Source organism: Histidinibacterium aquaticum, from assembly GCF_008710275.1.
GTDB lineage: Bacteria > Pseudomonadota > Alphaproteobacteria > Rhodobacterales > Rhodobacteraceae > Oceanicola > Oceanicola aquaticus.
The window spans coordinates 91,920-108,614 of sequence record NZ_VYQE01000005.1; the positions used below are offsets into that span (position 1 = coordinate 91,920).

A 16,695-nucleotide genomic window follows, 5' to 3' on the forward strand; every position below is an offset into this window, starting at 1 on the left:
TCATGTCGGTCGGAGGATCACTCCGCCGTTTCTTCCTTGGCGGCTTCCTGGCCGGTCTCCTGGTCCACGACCTTCATGGACAGGCGGACCTTGCCGCGGTCGTCGAAGCCGAGAAGCTTGACCCAGACCTCCTGGCCTTCCTTCAGGACGTCCGAAGGATGGTTCAGGCGGCGGTTCTCGATCTGGCTGACGTGCACGAGGCCGTCGCGCTTGCCGAAGAAGTTCACGAAGGCGCCGAAGTCCACGATCTTGACGACCGTGCCCTTGTAGATCTTGCCCTCTTCCGGCTCCGCCACGATCGAGTGGATCATGTCGTAGGCCTTCTGGATGGCGTCGGCGTTCGGCGAGGCGATCTTGATGATGCCCTCGTCGTTGACGTCGACCTTGGCGCCGGAGACCTCGACGATCTCGCGGATGACCTTGCCGCCCGAGCCGATGACTTCGCGGATCTTGTCGGTCGGGATCTGCATGGTCTCGATGCGCGGGGCGTGGACCGAGAAGTCGCCCGCCTCGCTGATCGCCTTCGACATCTCGCCGAGGATGTGCATCCGGCCCTGGCGGGCCTGCTCGAGCGCCTTCTCCATGATCTCGGGCGTGATGCCCGCGACCTTGATGTCCATCTGGAGCGAGGTGATGCCGTCCTTGGTGCCCGCGACCTTGAAGTCCATGTCGCCGAGGTGGTCCTCGTCGCCCAGGATGTCGGTCAGGATGGCGTAGGAGCCGTCGTCCTCGAGCACGAGGCCCATGGCGACACCGGCCACCGCGGACTTCAGCGGAACGCCCGCGTCCATCATCGACAGCGAGCCGCCGCACACGGAGGCCATGGAGGACGAGCCGTTGGACTCGGTGATCTCCGAGACCAGGCGGATCGTGTAGGGGAAGTCGGTCGCCGGCGGCAGAACCGCCTGCAGGGCGCGCCAGGCGAGCTTGCCGTGGCCGATCTCGCGGCGTCCCGGAGGTCCGACGCGGCCCGCTTCACCGACCGAGTAGGGCGGGAAGTTGTAGTGCAGCAGGAAGTTCGAACGGAAATTCCCGTGCAGCGCGTCGATGATCTGCTCGTCGTCGCCGGTGCCCAGCGTGGTCACGACCAGCGCCTGGGTCTCGCCCCGGGTGAAGAGCGCCGAACCGTGGGTCCGCGGCAGCACCTGCGTCTCGGAGACGATCTGGCGCACCTCGTCCAGGGCCCGCCCGTCGATCCGGCGGCCGTTCTTGACGACGTCACCGCGCAGGACGGTGGACTCGAGCTTCTTGAGCGCCGAGCCGAGGTTCGGATCCTCGAGTTGCTCCTCGGTGAGGCCCGCGCGGATCTCCTCCTTGGCGGCGGAGACGGCAGCAGTCCGCTCCTGCTTGTCGGTGATCGCGTAGGCGGCGCGCATCTTGTCCTCGCCGGCGGCCTTCACCGTCTCGTAGAGATCGGAGTAATCCGGCGGCTGGAAGTCGAAGGGCTCCTTGGCGGCATCTTCGGCGAGGTCGATGATGCAGTCGATGACCGGCTGGATCTGCTTGTGGGCGAAGTTCACCGCGCCCAGCATCTCGGCCTCGGTCAGCTCGTAGGCCTCGGACTCGACCATCATGACCGCGTCCTTGGTGCCCGCGACCACGAGGTCGAGGCGCTGCTCGGGGTTCGAGCGCAGGCCCTGCATGTCGTCGACGGTCGGGTTCAGGACGTACTCGCCGTCCTCGAAGCCGACGCGGCAGCCGGCGATCGGCCCCATGAAGGGCGCGCCGGAGATGGTCAGCGCCGCGGAAGCCGCGATCATCGCGACCATGTCGGGATCGTTGACGAGGTCATGGCTCAGGACGGTGCACATCACGAGCACTTCGTTCTTGAAGCCGGGCACGAAGAGCGGGCGGATCGGACGGTCGATCAGGCGCGCGGTCAGCGTCTCTTTCTCGGTCGGACGCGCCTCGCGCTTGAAGAAGCCGCCCGGCACCTTGCCGGCGGCGTAATACTTTTCCTGGTAGTGGACGGTGAGGGGGAAGAAGTCCTGCCCCTCCTTCGGCTGCTTGGCGAAGGTCACGTTGGCCATCACCGAGGTCTCGCCATAGGTGGCGATCACGGAGCCGTCGGCCTGACGGGCAACCTTGCCGGTTTCCAGCGTGAGCGTTTCCTCGCCCCACTGGATGGATTTCTTGGTCACATCGAACATCTGCGTTTTCCTGTCGGGGAGCGCTCCCGGCGGTCCGGGTCTCCCGTGTCAATGGCGGCCCCATTGCCGCCGACCCCATCATCATCCCATGCGCCGGGGTCAGGGCGTCACGTCTCAGATGGGCTGCCGTTATACGAAATCGGCACGATTGGAAAGCGGTGCCGCGCTCACGCGGGCGTGTACCGGGATTCGCAATCCGTGACGTTGTGTAAGAGCGAGTGGACAGCGCGTCGCGCTTAACGATATTGACATTAGTCGCAGGCCCGCGTTCCCAAGGAGCCCCCCGAATGCTGCGGCACCAAAGCCCCCGGCACGATCCCATGAGCTTTCTCGCCGGCGGCGGCGAGATGGGGCAACGGATCCGCGAGTTCGACTGGGCGAACCATCCGCTCGGTACGCCAGACACATGGCCGCAGCCGCTCCGCTCGGCTCTGGCGATCTGCCTCAACTCGGCCTTTCCGACCGCCATCTACTGGGGCAGCGAGCTCCGTCTGCTCTACAACGATGCCTGGGCTCCGATCCCCGGACCGCGCCACCCCGCCGCGCTCGGCGCCCCGGCGCAGGAGGTCTGGTCGGACATCTGGCACGTCATCGAGCCCCAGTTCATCGAGGTCGTCTCGACCGGACGCGGCCTCTTTCTGGAGGAGCAACTCCTGCCCATGCGCCGCTTCGGCGTCGAGGAAGAGCTCTACTTCAACTACAGCTTCACCCCGATCCGCAGCGAGGACGGCGGCATCGTCGGCATCTTCAACAGCGGAAACGAGGTCACGAACACGGTGGTCTCGCGCCGCCACAACCAGCTGCTGCTGGAGGTCAACGATGCCTTCCGCGCCGCGCCGGACGCCTCTTCGGCCCTGGACCGGACCCTGGCGATCATCGGCGAGAAGCTCGACGTGGAGCGCGTCGGCCTGCGCGCCGCGACCTTGCACGACAGCGGGGATGGGCTGCCGATCATCGCCGAATGGACCGCGCCGGGCGTCACGCCTATCGGCGGCAACGTTCCCAGCCGGAGCCTCGGCCCCGCGGTGCTGGACACGCTGTCGGCCGGACGGGTAGTGCAGATCGATACCGCGGCAGAGGCCTACGATCCGGAAGCGGCCGAGACGTTGAGGCGGCTCGGCGTCTCGGCGTCCCTCAGCATGCCGTGGATCGTGGACGACAAGCTCACGGCGGTGCTTTTCCTGCACTCTATCGAGCCGCGGCACTGGACCAACCTGGAGATCGCCACGGTCGAGAAGGTCCTCGACAAGGCGATGAACCTGGCCGAGCGGGAGCGGGCGCTGGCCCGCGAGCGGACCCTCGCGCGCGAGGTCGACCACAGGGCCCGGAACCTCATGGGCGTGATCCAGTCCATTGTCCGGATGACGTCCGCGCCCGACGTTGCCGGCCTCAAGTCCAAGCTCCTCGAACGGATCAGCGCGCTCTCGCGGACCCACTCGATCCTGTCGTCGAACCGCTGGGACGAGATCTCGCTCGCCGACCTGGTCGACCAGGAGATCGCGCCGTACGCGAGCGGTGCGCCTGAGGCGGTCTGGGTCTCCGGGCCGAGCATGACCCTCGACGCCGGCCGCACGCAGTCGATCGGCCTCGTGATCCACGAGCTCGCCACGAACGCCGCCAAGTACGGCGCCCTGCGCGACCCCGGCGGACGGCTGGAGGTCACCTGGTCCTCCGATGCCGAAGCCGAGCTACGGCTGCTCTGGCGCGAGGATGTTCCCGGACTGGAGACGGCCGAGAGTGGGTCCGAACAGAGCGGCTTCGGGTCCATGCTGCTGCGGCGCGTCGCCGAGGATCACCTGGGCGGGACGTTGTCGCGCCGGCAGGTCGGCACCGTCCTGAGCTACGAACTCACCATACCCACCAACCGCTCCGCGCCGGAGCCGACACACTCCGAGCCGCTCGCCGATCCAGCCCGGCCCGAACCCGGCGGACCGCCTTCGATCCTGATCGTCGAAGACGAATCCGTGGTCGCGATGGACATGGCCGAGATGGCGCGGGACCTGGGCTACTCGGTCTTCGAGATCGCGTCCTCCGTCGATTCCGGCCTCGCTGCCGTCGCCGAGCGGCTGCCGGACATCGCGCTCCTCGACGTCGACCTGAAGGGCCGGTCTTCCCTGCCGATCGCCGAGAGGCTGCGGGGGCTTGGCGTGCCGGTCCTTCTCGCCACGGGCTACGACCTCGACAACGACGCGGGGCATCCGGCCAGTGGGTTCCCGCGCATCACGAAGCCGATCAGCGAGGCCGAACTGGCCTGGCATCTCGAGGAGCTGCGGCTGACGGAGACGGAGCGCGCCTGACGTTCAGAAGACGGCGTGGTCGCCCCTGTCGTCCGCGACCTCTCCGCTCAGCATCCTCGCATAGTGGTCGCGCAGCGTCTCTGTCCCGTATTCCGGCGTTGCGTCGGCGTCGTACCGGCCGGTAGCGGGATCGAGCAGCAGCATGGACTCGGTCGCGTAGTAGCGACCGATCCGGGCGAGTTCCGCTTTCGCCTTGAGGTTCGATGACAGGCGACCGCCCACGTCCAGCCCTAAGACGATCCCGTCGAGGAGGCGGTGTGGCACGCGGCGAAAGCGCGGTGGCTCTCCGGTCAGTTCGAACAGCATCTCGCCCTGGGCGCGGGGCGTGAGGGCAGGGCCGGGCCCGCCCACCGGTAGTATGGCGTCGCGCTTCGCGGGATCCGTCAGGCAGTCGACGAGAAACCGCGCGAGGTCGTTGTCCGATATAGGTTTGCAGGCCGTGGCCTCGCCGTCGCCAAAGATCAGGTAGGGCCGTCCGGCCCGGACGCGTTCGACCTGCCCGGAGAGGGACTTGAAGAAGGCCGTGGGACGGACGATCGAATAGCGAAGGCCGGACCGAACAAGGGCGTCCTCGGCGGCGAGCTTGGCCTCTTGGAAAGCGAGCCGGGGTTTCTGGACGCAGATCGCGGACAGCAGGACGAAATGGCCCACGCCGGCCTCCCGGCCGGCCTCGAAGGCGGCCACCGTGGCGCCGTGATCGATGGCCCAGGCTTCCTCCGGGGCGCCGGTCCGCGACGCCATGCAGGAGATGACGGCGTCCGCCCCTTCCATGACCTCTCTCAGCGCCGCCCTGTCGGTGATCTCCATCCTCCGCACCTCGGCGCTCTCGGGGAGTTGCGCCCGGCTCCCGGGACGCAACACGCAGCGCGCCTCGTGGCCCGAGGCGGTAAGCGCGGCCGCGGTCGCGCGGCCCATCGTTCCGCTCGCCCCGAGGAGCACGACCTTCAATCTCTCGCCGGTCATCCTGCCTCCCGCTGATATGCCGCGCTCCGCTTCGGCCGCGCTAGACCGCGTGAAGCCAGCCGTTGACGAGGTCGGCGTTGCGCTGCGCGCCGCCGCCCGGTGTGTACTGCTTGGGAAACCGGATATCCTCGCCGGAAGCGGTCCTGACGACCATCCTGTGCCGCTCGGGCTTGCCGTTCTCCGTCGGCGATAGCGTGTCGACCTCCGCGCCGCGGACGGCACGGAGCGAGCAGATCGTCTCCGAGTCGCCGAAGATGGTCTGCACCCGCTTGCGCACCACGCCGCCCGGTCGGTCGAAGACCAGCTGGGTGCGGCGGACGAAGACATAGAAGACCGGCAGCAGGACGAGAGCGCCGACAGCGATCACGCCCACCCCGAAGATGACCCGGTCGAGAGCGAAGATGCAGTAGAGCCCGCCCACAAACGGAAGGGCGAACGTTCCGAGCAGAAGTGCGGCGACTCCCCACGGCGTCTCTTCGAAGACGAGCAGGTCGTCCGAGTTTTCCGAAGTTTTCATCGCGCGATGGGTGCAAACCCCCGTGCCCATTGTCAATTCGCGTGAGCGCAGGAGATCTGTGTCCGCCGGAACGGAACAGCGTTGCGTCGGGCCCTCCTGCCGAGGCGGGAGTCCAGAAAACCGATACTTTTCAGTGGGGTAAGGTGCCGTCCAAATTTGGACGGCTCACGAAAAAAGGGGCCGCCGAGGCGACCCCTTTCCAGAACGGTTCGACCGGTCGTCAGCGGCGGATGCCGAGCTTGCCGATCAGGTCACGGTAGCGCGCCTCGTCCTTGGCCTTGAGGTAGTCCAGCAGCTTCCGGCGCTGGGCGACCATCTTCAGCAGGCCGCGGCGGCCGTGGTTGTCCTTGGTGTGGGTCTTGAAGTGCTCGGTCAGGGTCGCGATGCGCGAGGTCATGATCGCGATCTGCACCTCGGGGGAACCGGTGTCGCCCTGCTTGGTGCCGAAATCCTTGATGAGCTTCTGCTTCTCTTCGACGGTGATCGACATCGGGGTCTCCTTCATTCGTTCGGGGTCATGGCGCAAGCCGGGATGTCGTCCAGCAGGGCCCTTGGAGTGAAGCCCGCCCCTTACGCGAGAGCGGGGCAGGACGCAAAGGATTTTTCCGTGCGTCAGCTCCAGCGCTCGGGCTGCACCGCGTAACCGATATAGAGCGGGTGCTTCGGATGCCCCTCCTTGGTCAGCCCCAGGTGATGCAGCGGCCGCCCGGTCTCCTCCAGCACACGGTGCACCTCCGCTCCCCGGTCGAGATAGGCGCCATGGGTCCCCCAGGCGCAGACGATCTGGTCGCCATGGTCAGGACGAATCCAGTCCCGCGCGCTCTCGGCGATGGCCTCATCGTTATCCGGGCCCACCGGGTCCTGGACCCGCCGAAGCTCCTTCGGATCGGTGGCCCGCCAGGCGAAGATGTTGGTCACCCGGAACGCCCCGAACCCCAGCGTCCGCGCGCGCCGCTCGCAGCGTTCGACCGTCGGATCGTTGCGCAGCTCCGTCGCGGTCGAAGGGTTGAGCATGACGAAGAGCGCCCGCGCGCCCTCGGGATCCCAGGTCCGGGTGAGCAGGTAACGGTAGTTCTCGCAGGGCGAGTAGACGGCCAGCGACTCGGCGTCGCCCTTGAGGTGCGCACGTTCGATCATGCCGCCCTCGTAGCTGCGAGACGCCGCGCGCGAAAGCTCTGAACCGTGGCGGCAGATGTAGAGCACGCAGCGGTTGACGAAGGGGAAAGGAATCGCTTGACGTAGACTTACGTTGTAAGGTAATGGGTCGACTATAAGCTTACATCGTAAATGCGCCATCGGCGCCCCCGACCGGAGACCACCTCATGCCTGCGACTTCCCTGACCCAAATGGCCCGCGGAGCGGGCGCTCTCTACCTCCTCATCATCGTTCTCGGCCTGACCGCGGAAGTCGGTCTTCGCGGTGGTCTTCTCGTTCCGGGTGATGCCATGGCCACCGGCGCGGCCATTGCGGCGGGGGCGCAGAAGCTGCGGCTCGCCATCGCCTCGGATGCCGTGATGGCTCTCGCGGACGTCGGGCTGGCCGTTCTGCTCTACCGGCTGCTGAAGGACTTCGGCCCGACGCTGGCGCTCGGCGCCACCGCTTTCCGCCTGGTGCAGGCCGCCGTCATCGGAGCGTCTCTGCCGCTGCTCTTCGCCGCGACGGTCCATGCGGGCACGGAAGCCGGCGCGCCGCTGGCCGCGGAGGCCCTGGCCCGTCACGGCTTCGCCTACGACATGGGCCTGCTCTTCTTCGGGGTGAACTCGGTCCTGACCGGCCTGCTGATCGCTAGGACCGGCCGGGTCGGCCGGACGCTCGGCCCGCTCCTGATAGCGGCCGGTGCGGTTTACTTGGCCGGGTCGTTTCTCCGGATCCTCGCGCCCGGTGCGGCGGAGGCCTTCGCCCCAGCCTACGGGATCTGCGTAATCTCGGAAACGGCGGTCTGCGTCTGGCTCCTGTCGGGCGGCGCCTGGCGGGGCCAGCGATCCAGCGGCCTCGCCGCCGCCTAGAGGTGGAAGACGCGGGAGGGGTGAAGTTCTCCCCCCTTCCAGCGGCCCACGGCCACGGCGCGGCCCTGATGGCTCGCCCAGCATTCCTCTCCGTAGTCCAGCTCCGCGCCGATCACCGGCGCGGGGTTGCCGTTTCTCAGGCGGCCCACGCTCTCGTCGGGGCACCGAGCTTCGGTCAGGTCGACGAGACCGTCCTCCAGCGGCAGAAGAAGGTCGTCGAGCTCGGGCGTGCCGGCGAGCTCTTCCACACGTTCGAGCGTCACACCGTCCTCTTCGGCGTCAAAGGGACCGGACCAGACGCGGCGCAGGTGGTCGACATGTCCGAGACAACCGAGCGACCGGCCAAGGTCGCGGGCGATGGCGCGGACGTAACCGCCCTTGCCGCAGGTCATCTCGAGTTCCACCAGATCGGGCGCAAGCCGGTCGGTCAGGACGAGCTCCTCGACCCAGAGAGGGCGGGCCTGGAGCGTCACCTCGTCCCCGGCTCTGGCGCGCTTGTAGGCCCGCTGCCCATCGATCTTGACCGCGGAGAAGGCTGGAGGCACCTGCTCGATCTCGCCCACGAAGGCGCCCAGCGCCTCCTTGATCTCCTCGTCCGTCGGGCGGAGCTCGGAGGTCTTCATTACTTCGCCCTCGGCGTCGTCGGTGTTCGTCTCGGCCCCGAGCCGGACGGTGAACCGATAGGCCTTCATGGCGTCGGTGACATAGGGCACGGTCTTCGTCGCCTCGCCGAAGGCCACCGCCAATACGCCGGTCGCCGCCGGGTCGAGCGTGCCGGCATGTCCCGCCTTCTTGGCGTCGAAGGCCCGGCGAACCCGGTTCACCACGTCGGTCGAAGTAAGTCCCGCCGGCTTGTCGATCACCAGCCAGCCGGAAATGTCGCGTCCCTTGCGGCGCCGTGCCATAGAGCCTCCATGTCAATCGGAAGGCCGGCCGGTTAGCTTCCGGCGCCCTCGTCGTCAAGAACGCCGACGATCGGCCCCATGGCCCAGCCCGCGTCGGAGCGGCCGATTTCCGGTGCGTGTAGCCGGCTGACCTTGCCGTCGAAGTAGAGCGCGTCGGAGAGCCCGAGGCCGTCCCGGAAGAGCGTCGCGAAGTCGTGGAAGTTCACGACCTCCTCGGAGATCGCGAAGACCACGCGATCGCCCTCGGCGGAAGCCCCCACGCCGTTGCGGATATGACGACTGTCGGACCCCTTGATGAAGCGGGGGTGCAATGCGCCGTCGATCACCAGCATCGGCCCGGATTGCGAAGCGAACCGGCAGTCCGGCATGTCGCTCTCGTAGGCACCGGTCTCGATGACGCGGGCCCGCTCCTCCTCGACGCAGAAGACGCCGTTGGGCAGCATACCGAAGTTGCCGGGCCCGGCGTTGGGGATCACGCGCATGATCTCCTCGCCGTCTTCGACGTAGTGTCCGACCGGCGACAGGTCCTCGTGGTACATGCCGCCGTTCATCGCGAAGGCCAGAGGGCCGTTCACCTCCTCGACCTCGCGGAACGAGCCGTAGGCGCGGCCCTCGTCGTCGTTCAGGAACAGGCGGATCTGCTCCCGAGCCGGATCGACCTCGCAGATCGTAAAGTCGGTGCCGCGCCACTCCTTCGGGCCGCACTCGACCGCCGCGGCCGGCGCGGCCATCATCGAGAAGGCGAGCGCGAGCCAGATCATTCGTCGATGTCCTGCCGGACATTGGGATCCGCGAAGAGCTCGCGCGTCTCGTCCATCCGGTCGAAGGTCTCGTCCACCCGGAACCGCAGTTCGGGCAGGTACTTCAAGGTGAGTTCCTTCCCGACCAGACGGCGGATTTCCTTGCGGTTGCGGCCCAGCGCCTTGAGCGTGCCTTCCACGTCCTCGCCGCCCAGCGGCAGGACGTAGGCCGTCGCCACCTTGAGGTCGGGGGAGGTGCGCACCTCTCCGACCGTGATGGACCGACCGGAAAGCTCCGGGTCATGGACGTCGCCCCGCATCAAAACGTCCGACAAGGTGCGCCGGATCAGCTCGCCCACGCGCAGCTGGCGTTGGGAGGGACCGTCATTTTCTCTGTGCTTCGCCATGCGGGCGATGTAAGCCCCGGTGGCCTCGATGCCAAGCGAAGACCGACGTAAAGGAGAGCCCGAAATGAGCGAAGACCTGCCGGGAATCGTCGTCACCGGGGCTGCGGGCCGCATGGGACGGATGCTCGTGCGCGCCGTAGCCGAGAGCGAGGAGTGCCGCCTCGTGGGGGCCTTGGTGCGCGAGGGCCACGACTGGATCGGCCGCGACGTGGGCGAGGCGATGGAAGGCCCTTCGCTGGGCGTCGAAGTGACCTCCGACGCGCTCGAGGCCTTCTCGAAGGCGCAGGCGGTCCTGGACTTCACGGCGCCCGAGGCGACGGTCGACTACGCGGGGCTCGCGGCGCAGGCCCGGGCGGTGCACGTCATCGGGACCACCGGCTTTTCCGACGATCACCTCAAGGCCCTGTCCGCCGCGGCGCGCCATGCGGTGATCGTGCGGGCCGGCAACATGTCCCTTGGTGTGAACCTGCTGGTGGAGCTCACCCGCAAGGTCACCGAGGCTCTAGGCGAAGACTTCGACATCGAGGTCGTCGAGGCGCATCACTCCGCGAAGAAGGACGCGCCCTCTGGCACCGCGCTGATGCTGGGCCAGGCTGCTGCCGACGCGCGCGGGGTCGCGCTGGACGAAGTGGCCGACCGGGGCCGCGACGGGCTGACCGGCGCCCGGGAGAAAGGCGCCATCGGCTTCTCGGCGATCCGGGGCGGCGATATCGTCGGCGAGCACGATGTGCTCTTCGCGGGGCAGGGGGAGCGGATCATCCTGCGCCACGTCGCGACCGACCGGGGGCTCTTTGCCAAGGGCGCGCTACGGGCGGCGCTCTGGGGCCAGGACAAGCGGCCGGGCGAATACACGATGAAGGACGTTCTCGGGCTCTGAGTGAACCGGAGAGGCGCGGGCGGCGTAAAGAGGGCCATGAAACGCCTCGCTCTCCTGCTCGCCCTCGTCGCGGGCCCCGCCGCCGCCGACTGGTCCCGGATCGCCGACCGGGACGCCTTCCTCCAGACCGTGACCGGACGGTCGCTCGACATCGGTCTTTTCGGAATTTCCCTGCAAGTCGGCTCCGACGGCAGCATTCGTGGCGTCGCCCAGGGGCAGGAAGTCTCCGGGAACTGGGCGTGGGAGAGCGGCTACTTCTGCCGGACGCTCGCATGGGGCAGTGAGAGCTGGCCCCGCAATTGCCAGCTGGTACAGCTCGACGGCAACCGCATTCGCTTCACCTCGGACCAGGGTTCAGGCGACTCCGCCCGGTTCACCCTGAACTGAGCGACTCAGAAGTCGACTGCGAGCCCCTTGTTTTCCCAATCGCCGTAGCGCACAGGCTCCGGCCCGTCGCGCCCGCCGAGCTCCGGCGGAAGGTCGTTGCCCTCGGCTGCCTTGCGGCGTGCCTCGGCCTCTTCCAGCGCGCGCTGGGCGGCGGGGGGCAGGTCTTTCGGCGTCTCGGTCATCACCGGCCTCGCTTGCTGCGTCCTCAGGGCTGATATACGGCCCGGGACGCCTCGAACAAGGGATGCCGATGACAGACCCCAAGGGCCTCGCCCCCCGCCGCGCCGCGCTGCGTCTCGTCACTGCCGTGACCGAGGAGGGCCGCCTGCTGTCCGAGCTGGCCGCCGTCCTCGACCCACTGGACGCCGCCGACCGGGCGCGCGCCTCGCGGCTGGCGATGGAGACGCTGCGGGCGCTCGGTCGGGCGGACCGCGTGCTGAAGCCGCACCTCGCGAAGCGCCCGCCGGGGCCGGTGCAGAACGCCCTGCGGCTCGCCACCGTGGAGATCGGGCAGGGCGCGGCGCCGCATGCGGTCACCGACGCCTACGTCGAACTGACGGGAGAGGGCCGCCGCACGCAGACGTTCCGCGGCATGGTGAACGCGGTGCTGCGCAAGGTGGCGGGGCTCACGCCAGAGGCGTGGTCCGCCCTGCCGGTGCCGAACCTGCCCAAGTGGCTGCGCCGCCCGCTCGCCGAGGCCTGGGGCGACCGGAGCGTCCAGCGCATGGAGCACGCGCACTTCCATGGCGCACCGCTCGACCTGACCGCCCGCTCAGATCCCGCCGCCGTCGCCGGGGCCGTCGGCGGCACGCTCCTGCCGACCGGCAGCATCCGCCTTGCGGAGCCCGGCCGGATCACCGCGCTGCCAGGCTACGATGCCGGCGACTGGTGGGTGCAGGATGCGGCCGCCGCGCTTCCGGTGCGACTGCTCGCGCCTCAACCGGGAGAGCGGGTACTCGACCTCTGCGCCGCTCCCGGCGGCAAGACGCTGCAGCTCGCCGCTGCCGGCGCGGATGTCACGGCGCTCGATATCTCGGAGTCGCGCCTTGTGCGCGTGGAAGAGAACCTGGCCCGGACCGGCCTCACGGCTCGCACGGTGGCTGCCGACGCGATGGCCTTCGAGGAGGGCGGCTGGGACGCCATCCTGCTCGACGCGCCCTGTTCCGCCACCGGCACGATCCGGCGTCATCCCGACTTGCCGCATGCGAAGGACGGTCACGACTTCGCGGCCCTGATCGAGTTGCAGACCCGGCTGATCGCCCACGCTCTGACGCTTCTCAAGCCGGGTGGGCGGCTGACCTTCTGCACCTGTTCGCTGCTTCCCGACGAGGGCGAGGTTCAGGTCGAAGACGCTCTCGCGGCCACCGATGGGCTCACTCTCGACCCCCTCCCCGAGGCCTCGTGGATCGAGCCGGAATGGCGAGCGGAGACGGGCGGGCTGCGGCTGCGACCCGATTTCTGGGCCGATCGCGGCGGGATGGACGGCTTCTACATGGCGACCCTCCGAAAGCCTGCGTGACTCGTGGAGCCCCTCCCGCTAGTATCCCGGACAATGACAGAGGGGCCGAGCGCCCCCGCGACGAGGCAGCAGACCTTGGCCCGGATCAGGCTCTCTTCCGCGCGTGTCACGCGCCTGATGAACCGTCTGCAGGCGCGGGCCCAATCGGCGCGCGGGCGGGCGACCGGGTTCCGGAACCCACCCGAGCCGAGATCCATCGGACAGTTCGGGCGCGGTAGGCAGATCCTCGGCGGCACCGTCCTCTTTGCCGGGCACCTGGTCGAGACCGGGGAGGGGACCCTCTGGGACATCGATCCGCCGGATGCAGCCTTCGCCGAGGAGGCGCATGGCTTCGGCTGGCTCGACGATCTCGCCGCCGTTGGCGACGGAAGGGCACGGGCGCTCGCCCGCGCCTGGCTCTGGGACTGGATCGACCGCTACGGCAGGGGACGTGGTCCGGGCTGGGCGCCCGCCGTCACGGGCCGGCGCGTGATCCGCTGGACGACGCATTCGACCTTCCTGCTGCGGGCGCAAGACAAAAGCGCCTCTTCAGATTTCTTCCGGGCGCTCTCCGGGCAGGTCCGCTACCTGTCCCGCCGCTGGCGCGCCGCGCCACCGGGCCTTGCACGGATCGAGGCGCTGGGCGGCACGATCGTCGCCGGGCTCGCGCTGGAGGGCCACGAAAAGGTCGCGGAGCCCGCGGTCAGCGCGCTCGCCCGCTTCTGCGAGCGGGAGATCGCCGCGGACGGCAGCATCGCCAATCGCAACCCGGAGCACCTGACGGAGATCCTGACGCTGCTCAATGTCTGCTCCGGGGCCCTGCGGGCCTCCGGCCGCTCCGTGCCGTCCGCGATGTCCGAGGCCGTCGAGCGCATCGCCCCGACGCTAAGGGCCCTCCGGCACGCCGACGGCGGACTGGCCCGGTTCCATGGTGGGGGGCGGGGGCTCGACGGGCGGCTCGACCATGCGCTCGCGGAAAGCGGGGTGAGGACGCGCCCAAGACTCGAGAATTTTCCGATGGGGTACGGACGCCTGGCGGCGGGCCGGACCACGCTGATCTTCGACGCGGCGCCGCCGCCATCCGGCCCGGCTGCGGCCGAGGCACATGCCTCGACGCTCGCCTTCGAGCTCACCTCGGGACGGCGGCCGCTCATCGTCAACTGCGGCGCGGGCGCCGTCTTCGGTGCGGCCTGGAGACGGGCCGGACGCGCGACTCCCAGCCATTCGACGCTGGGATTGGACGGTCATTCCTCCGCCCGGCTGGGTCCGGCCCGGCGGCATGGGGGCGTGTTGCAGGAGCGGCTGGAGGGCGGGCCTGGCCGCGTGGTGCGCGAGCTCTCGCGACGCGCGGAGGGGCCGCGGCTCGAGATCGCCCACGACGGATACCAGGCTTCGCACGGGCTGACCCACGCGCGGACGGTGGACCTCAGCTCCGACGGGCGACGCGTGACGGGAGAGGACGTGCTGGCCACGCTCTCCTCGTCGGACGAGATGACCTTTTCCCGCAGTCTCGCGGCCTCCCCCGCCGAAGGTCTGCCCTTCTCGATCCGGTTCCATCTTCACCCAGACGTCGACGCCGAGCTCGACCTAGGCGGGACGGCGGTGAGCCTGGTTCTGAAGTCCGGCGAGATCTGGATCCTCCGCCAGGAGGGTGCGGACAGCCTCTCGCTGGAGCCCTCGGTCTACCTGGAATCCGGACGGCTGCGTCCGCGTCCGGCGAAACAGGTGGTTTTATCCGGCAGCGCCATCGCCTATGCGACCCGCATCCGCTGGTCCCTTGCCAAGGCGCAGGAGACGCCGAACGCGCTCCGGGATACCGCCGGAGACGACCTGATGGCGGAGCTGGAGTCCGAGGAGATGCCATGACCGATACCGTCCCGATCCGCCGCGCCTTGCTCTCGGTCTCCGACAAGACCGGCCTCACGGACCTGGCGCGCGCCCTTGCCGAACAGGGCGTCGAGCTGGTCTCGACCGGCGGCTCCGCTCGGATGCTGCGAGAGGAGGGGCTGGAGGTCCGCGACGTGGCCGACCTGACCGGCTTCCCCGAGATGATGGACGGGCGGGTCAAGACGCTCCACCCCAGGGTTCACGGCGGGCTCCTCGCCCTGCGCGACGCGCCCGAGCATGTCGCCGCGATGGAGGACAACGGGATCCTCCCGATCGACCTGCTGGTCGTGAACCTCTACCCCTTCGAAGAGACGGTCGCGGGGGGCGCGGACGAGGCGACGGTGATCGAGAACATCGATATCGGCGGACCCGCGATGATCCGGGCGGCGTCAAAGAACCATGCTCATGTCGCTGTGCTCACCGAGCCGGACGATTACCACGCCCTTCTCTCCGAGATGAAGGACACCGGTGGCGGGACAACTCTCGCCTTCCGCAAGCGCATGGCGATGACGGCCTACGGGCGCACGGCGGCCTACGATACGGCGGTCTCCACCTGGATGGCCCGACAGCAGGAGGAGGCGGCCCCGCGCTGGCGCAGCTTCGCCGGCCGCCGCATCCAGACATTGCGCTACGGCGAGAACCCGCACCAGTCCGCCGCCTTCTACAGCGATGGATCGGGTCGCCCGGGCATCGCCACCGCCGAGCAGCTTCAGGGTAAGGAGCTGAGCTACAACAACATCAACGATACCGACGCCGCGTTCGAGCTCGTCTCGGAGTTCCTGCCGGTGGACGGCCCGGCCTGCGTGATCGTCAAGCACGCCAACCCCTGCGGCGTGGCGCGCGGCTCCACGATGCAAGAGGCCTATTCACGGGCCTTCGACTGCGACCGGACGTCGGCCTTCGGCGGGATCGTCGCTCTCAACCAGGCGCTTGACGGCGAGACGGCGGAAGCCATCGCGGACATCTTCACCGAGGTCGTCATCGCTCCCGCGATCCAGGACGAGGCGCGCGAGATCTTCGCCCGCAAGAAGAACCTGCGGCTCCTGCTGGCGCCGGGTCTCGCAGACATGGCCGCACCCGGGCTCGCCGTGCGGCAGGTCTCGGGCGGCTACCTCGTTCAGGATCGCGATACCGGTCATCTCGGCGCGGACGATCTGCGGGTCGTCACCCGGAAGGCGCCGACGGACGACCAGATGGCCGACCTTCTCTTCGCCTGGACCGTCGCAAAGCACGTGAAGTCCAATGCCATCGTCTACGCGAAGAATCGCGCGACGGTGGGCGTGGGCGCAGGCCAGATGAGCCGCGTCGACAGCACGCGCATCGCCGCCCGCAAGGCGCTGGACATGGCCGAGGCGCTCGACCTGTCGGCGCCTCCGACGCAGGGCTCCGTGGTGGCGTCCGACGCCTTCTTCCCCTTCGCAGACGGACTGCTCGCCGCGGCAGAGGCGGGCGCGACCGCGGTCATCCAGCCCGGCGGTTCGATGCGCGACGACGAGGTGATCGCCGCCGCCGATGAGGCCGGGCTGGCGATGGTCTTCACCGGACAACGACACTTCAGGCACTGAGGGCCCCCAATGCGCACCGTCTACTGGACCGCCTTCTGGGTCTTCCTCCTCGACCAGGCCACCAAGTGGATCGTGGTGCACGGGATGGACCTCGTGGACCGGATGGTCATCGACGTGATCCCTCCGTTCCTCGTCTTCCGGATGGCCTGGAACCGGGGCGTCAATTTCGGTCTCCTCTCCGACTTCGACGCCCGATGGATCCTGATCGGCGTGGCGCTCGCCGTCTCGGCCTTCGTGCTCGTCTGGGTCTCTCGCGAGGGCGGCAACCGCTGGACCTATCTTTCGGCAGGTCTCCTCGTCGGCGGAGCCCTCGGCAACGTGGTCGACCGGGTGCTCTACGGAGCGGTGGCGGACTTCATCAACATGTCCTGCTGCGGCATCGCCAACCCCTATGCCTTCAACATCGCCGACATCGGCGTCTTCGTTGGGGCGCTGGGGCTCGTCTTCTTCACCGGCCGGGGCTCCGGAACGGGACGCGGAAAGACCGCGTGACGCC

At 68.6% G+C, this 16,695-nt stretch carries 17 protein-coding genes; 8 read left to right on the forward strand and 9 right to left on the reverse strand.

The window, feature by feature from the left end; translation table 11 throughout:
• Positions 1–17: 17 nt before the first annotated feature.
• Positions 18–2,150 (reverse strand): polyribonucleotide nucleotidyltransferase, encoded by a 2,133-nt coding sequence (gene pnp, locus F3S47_RS15830; RefSeq protein ID WP_150446274.1) that lies wholly within the window; start codon positions 2,148–2,150, stop codon positions 18–20.
• 287 nt (positions 2,151–2,437) lie between these two features.
• Between pnp and F3S47_RS15835 the strand changes: the two genes are divergently transcribed.
• The gene (locus F3S47_RS15835) at positions 2,438–4,447 is read left to right on the forward strand and encodes an HWE histidine kinase domain-containing protein (protein WP_150446275.1); all 2,010 of its coding nucleotides are present in this window, start codon (positions 2,438–2,440) and stop codon (positions 4,445–4,447) included.
• Positions 4,448–4,450: 3 nt separating this feature from the next.
• On the opposite strand, the gene F3S47_RS15840 is transcribed toward F3S47_RS15835, so the two are convergent.
• The 4 genes from F3S47_RS15840 to F3S47_RS15855 all read right to left on the reverse strand — a co-directional run bounded on the left by F3S47_RS15840 (position 4,451) and on the right by F3S47_RS15855 (position 7,064).
• A complete protein-coding gene (locus F3S47_RS15840; RefSeq protein ID WP_150446276.1) occupies positions 4,451–5,410 on the reverse strand; it encodes an NAD(P)H-binding protein in 960 nt (319 codons plus the stop codon).
• A 40-nt stretch (positions 5,411–5,450) separates the two neighbouring features.
• Positions 5,451–5,927, reverse strand: a complete 477-nt coding sequence (locus F3S47_RS15845; protein ID WP_150446277.1) for a hypothetical protein — start codon at positions 5,925–5,927, stop codon at positions 5,451–5,453.
• Between the two features lie 220 nt (positions 5,928–6,147).
• Positions 6,148–6,417 carry a 30S ribosomal protein S15 gene (gene rpsO / locus F3S47_RS15850; protein WP_150446278.1) on the reverse strand — a complete coding sequence of 90 codons (270 nt, stop codon included), beginning with the start codon at positions 6,415–6,417 and terminating at the stop codon, positions 6,148–6,150.
• Between the two features lie 122 nt (positions 6,418–6,539).
• A complete protein-coding gene (locus tag F3S47_RS15855) occupies positions 6,540–7,064 on the reverse strand; it encodes a DUF1643 domain-containing protein (RefSeq protein WP_150446279.1) in 525 nt (174 codons plus the stop codon).
• Positions 7,065–7,249: 185 nt separating this feature from the next.
• Here F3S47_RS15855 and F3S47_RS15860 point away from each other — a divergent pair, with 185 nt between their 5' ends.
• The gene (locus tag F3S47_RS15860) at positions 7,250–7,933 is read left to right on the forward strand and encodes a DUF4386 domain-containing protein (RefSeq protein ID WP_150446280.1); all 684 of its coding nucleotides are present in this window, start codon (positions 7,250–7,252) and stop codon (positions 7,931–7,933) included.
• Here the strand turns inward: F3S47_RS15860 and truB are convergent.
• The 3 genes from truB to rbfA are packed head-to-tail and all read right to left on the reverse strand — an operon-like array spanning position 7,930 to position 9,985.
• Positions 7,930–8,838: a tRNA pseudouridine(55) synthase TruB gene (gene truB, locus F3S47_RS15865; protein ID WP_150446281.1), complete on the reverse strand. Its 909-nt coding sequence runs from the start codon at positions 8,836–8,838 to the stop codon at positions 7,930–7,932. The two genes, F3S47_RS15860 and truB, sit on opposite strands and share 4 nt — an antisense overlap.
• A gap of 32 nt (positions 8,839–8,870) precedes the next feature.
• Positions 8,871–9,599 carry a phosphodiester glycosidase family protein gene (locus tag F3S47_RS15870; RefSeq protein WP_150446282.1) on the reverse strand — a complete coding sequence of 243 codons (729 nt, stop codon included), beginning with the start codon at positions 9,597–9,599 and terminating at the stop codon, positions 8,871–8,873.
• Positions 9,596–9,985 (reverse strand): 30S ribosome-binding factor RbfA, encoded by a 390-nt coding sequence (rbfA, locus tag F3S47_RS15875; protein WP_150446283.1) that lies wholly within the window; start codon positions 9,983–9,985, stop codon positions 9,596–9,598. The genes F3S47_RS15870 and rbfA overlap by 4 nt, the downstream gene beginning before the upstream one ends.
• Before the next feature lie 64 nt (positions 9,986–10,049).
• Between rbfA and dapB the strand changes: the two genes are divergently transcribed.
• Both dapB and F3S47_RS15885 read left to right on the forward strand, forming a co-directional pair.
• Positions 10,050–10,862 (forward strand): 4-hydroxy-tetrahydrodipicolinate reductase, encoded by an 813-nt coding sequence (gene dapB / locus F3S47_RS15880; protein ID WP_150446284.1) that lies wholly within the window; start codon positions 10,050–10,052, stop codon positions 10,860–10,862.
• 36 nt (positions 10,863–10,898) lie between these two features.
• On the forward strand, positions 10,899–11,249 hold the full coding sequence (locus tag F3S47_RS15885; RefSeq protein WP_150446285.1) for a dihydrodipicolinate reductase: 351 nt from the start codon (positions 10,899–10,901) through the stop codon (positions 11,247–11,249).
• A 5-nt stretch (positions 11,250–11,254) separates the two neighbouring features.
• Here F3S47_RS15885 and F3S47_RS15890 read toward each other — a convergent pair whose 3' ends face one another.
• On the reverse strand, positions 11,255–11,431 hold the full coding sequence (locus F3S47_RS15890) for a DUF1674 domain-containing protein (RefSeq protein WP_150446286.1): 177 nt from the start codon (positions 11,429–11,431) through the stop codon (positions 11,255–11,257).
• Between the two features lie 68 nt (positions 11,432–11,499).
• Here F3S47_RS15890 and F3S47_RS15895 point away from each other — a divergent pair, with 68 nt between their 5' ends.
• The 4 genes from F3S47_RS15895 to lspA all read left to right on the forward strand — a co-directional run bounded on the left by F3S47_RS15895 (position 11,500) and on the right by lspA (position 16,691).
• On the forward strand, positions 11,500–12,768 hold the full coding sequence (locus F3S47_RS15895; RefSeq protein WP_150446287.1) for an RsmB/NOP family class I SAM-dependent RNA methyltransferase: 1,269 nt from the start codon (positions 11,500–11,502) through the stop codon (positions 12,766–12,768).
• A gap of 117 nt (positions 12,769–12,885) precedes the next feature.
• A complete protein-coding gene (locus F3S47_RS15900; RefSeq protein WP_150446426.1) occupies positions 12,886–14,613 on the forward strand; it encodes a heparinase II/III family protein in 1,728 nt (575 codons plus the stop codon).
• On the forward strand, positions 14,610–16,199 hold the full coding sequence (purH, locus tag F3S47_RS15905) for a bifunctional phosphoribosylaminoimidazolecarboxamide formyltransferase/IMP cyclohydrolase (protein ID WP_150446288.1): 1,590 nt from the start codon (positions 14,610–14,612) through the stop codon (positions 16,197–16,199). Before F3S47_RS15900 ends, purH begins: the two co-directional genes overlap by 4 nt.
• A 9-nt stretch (positions 16,200–16,208) precedes the next feature.
• Positions 16,209–16,691: a signal peptidase II gene (gene lspA / locus F3S47_RS15910; RefSeq protein ID WP_150446289.1), complete on the forward strand. Its 483-nt coding sequence runs from the start codon at positions 16,209–16,211 to the stop codon at positions 16,689–16,691.
• The last annotated feature ends 4 nt before the right edge of the window (positions 16,692–16,695 follow it).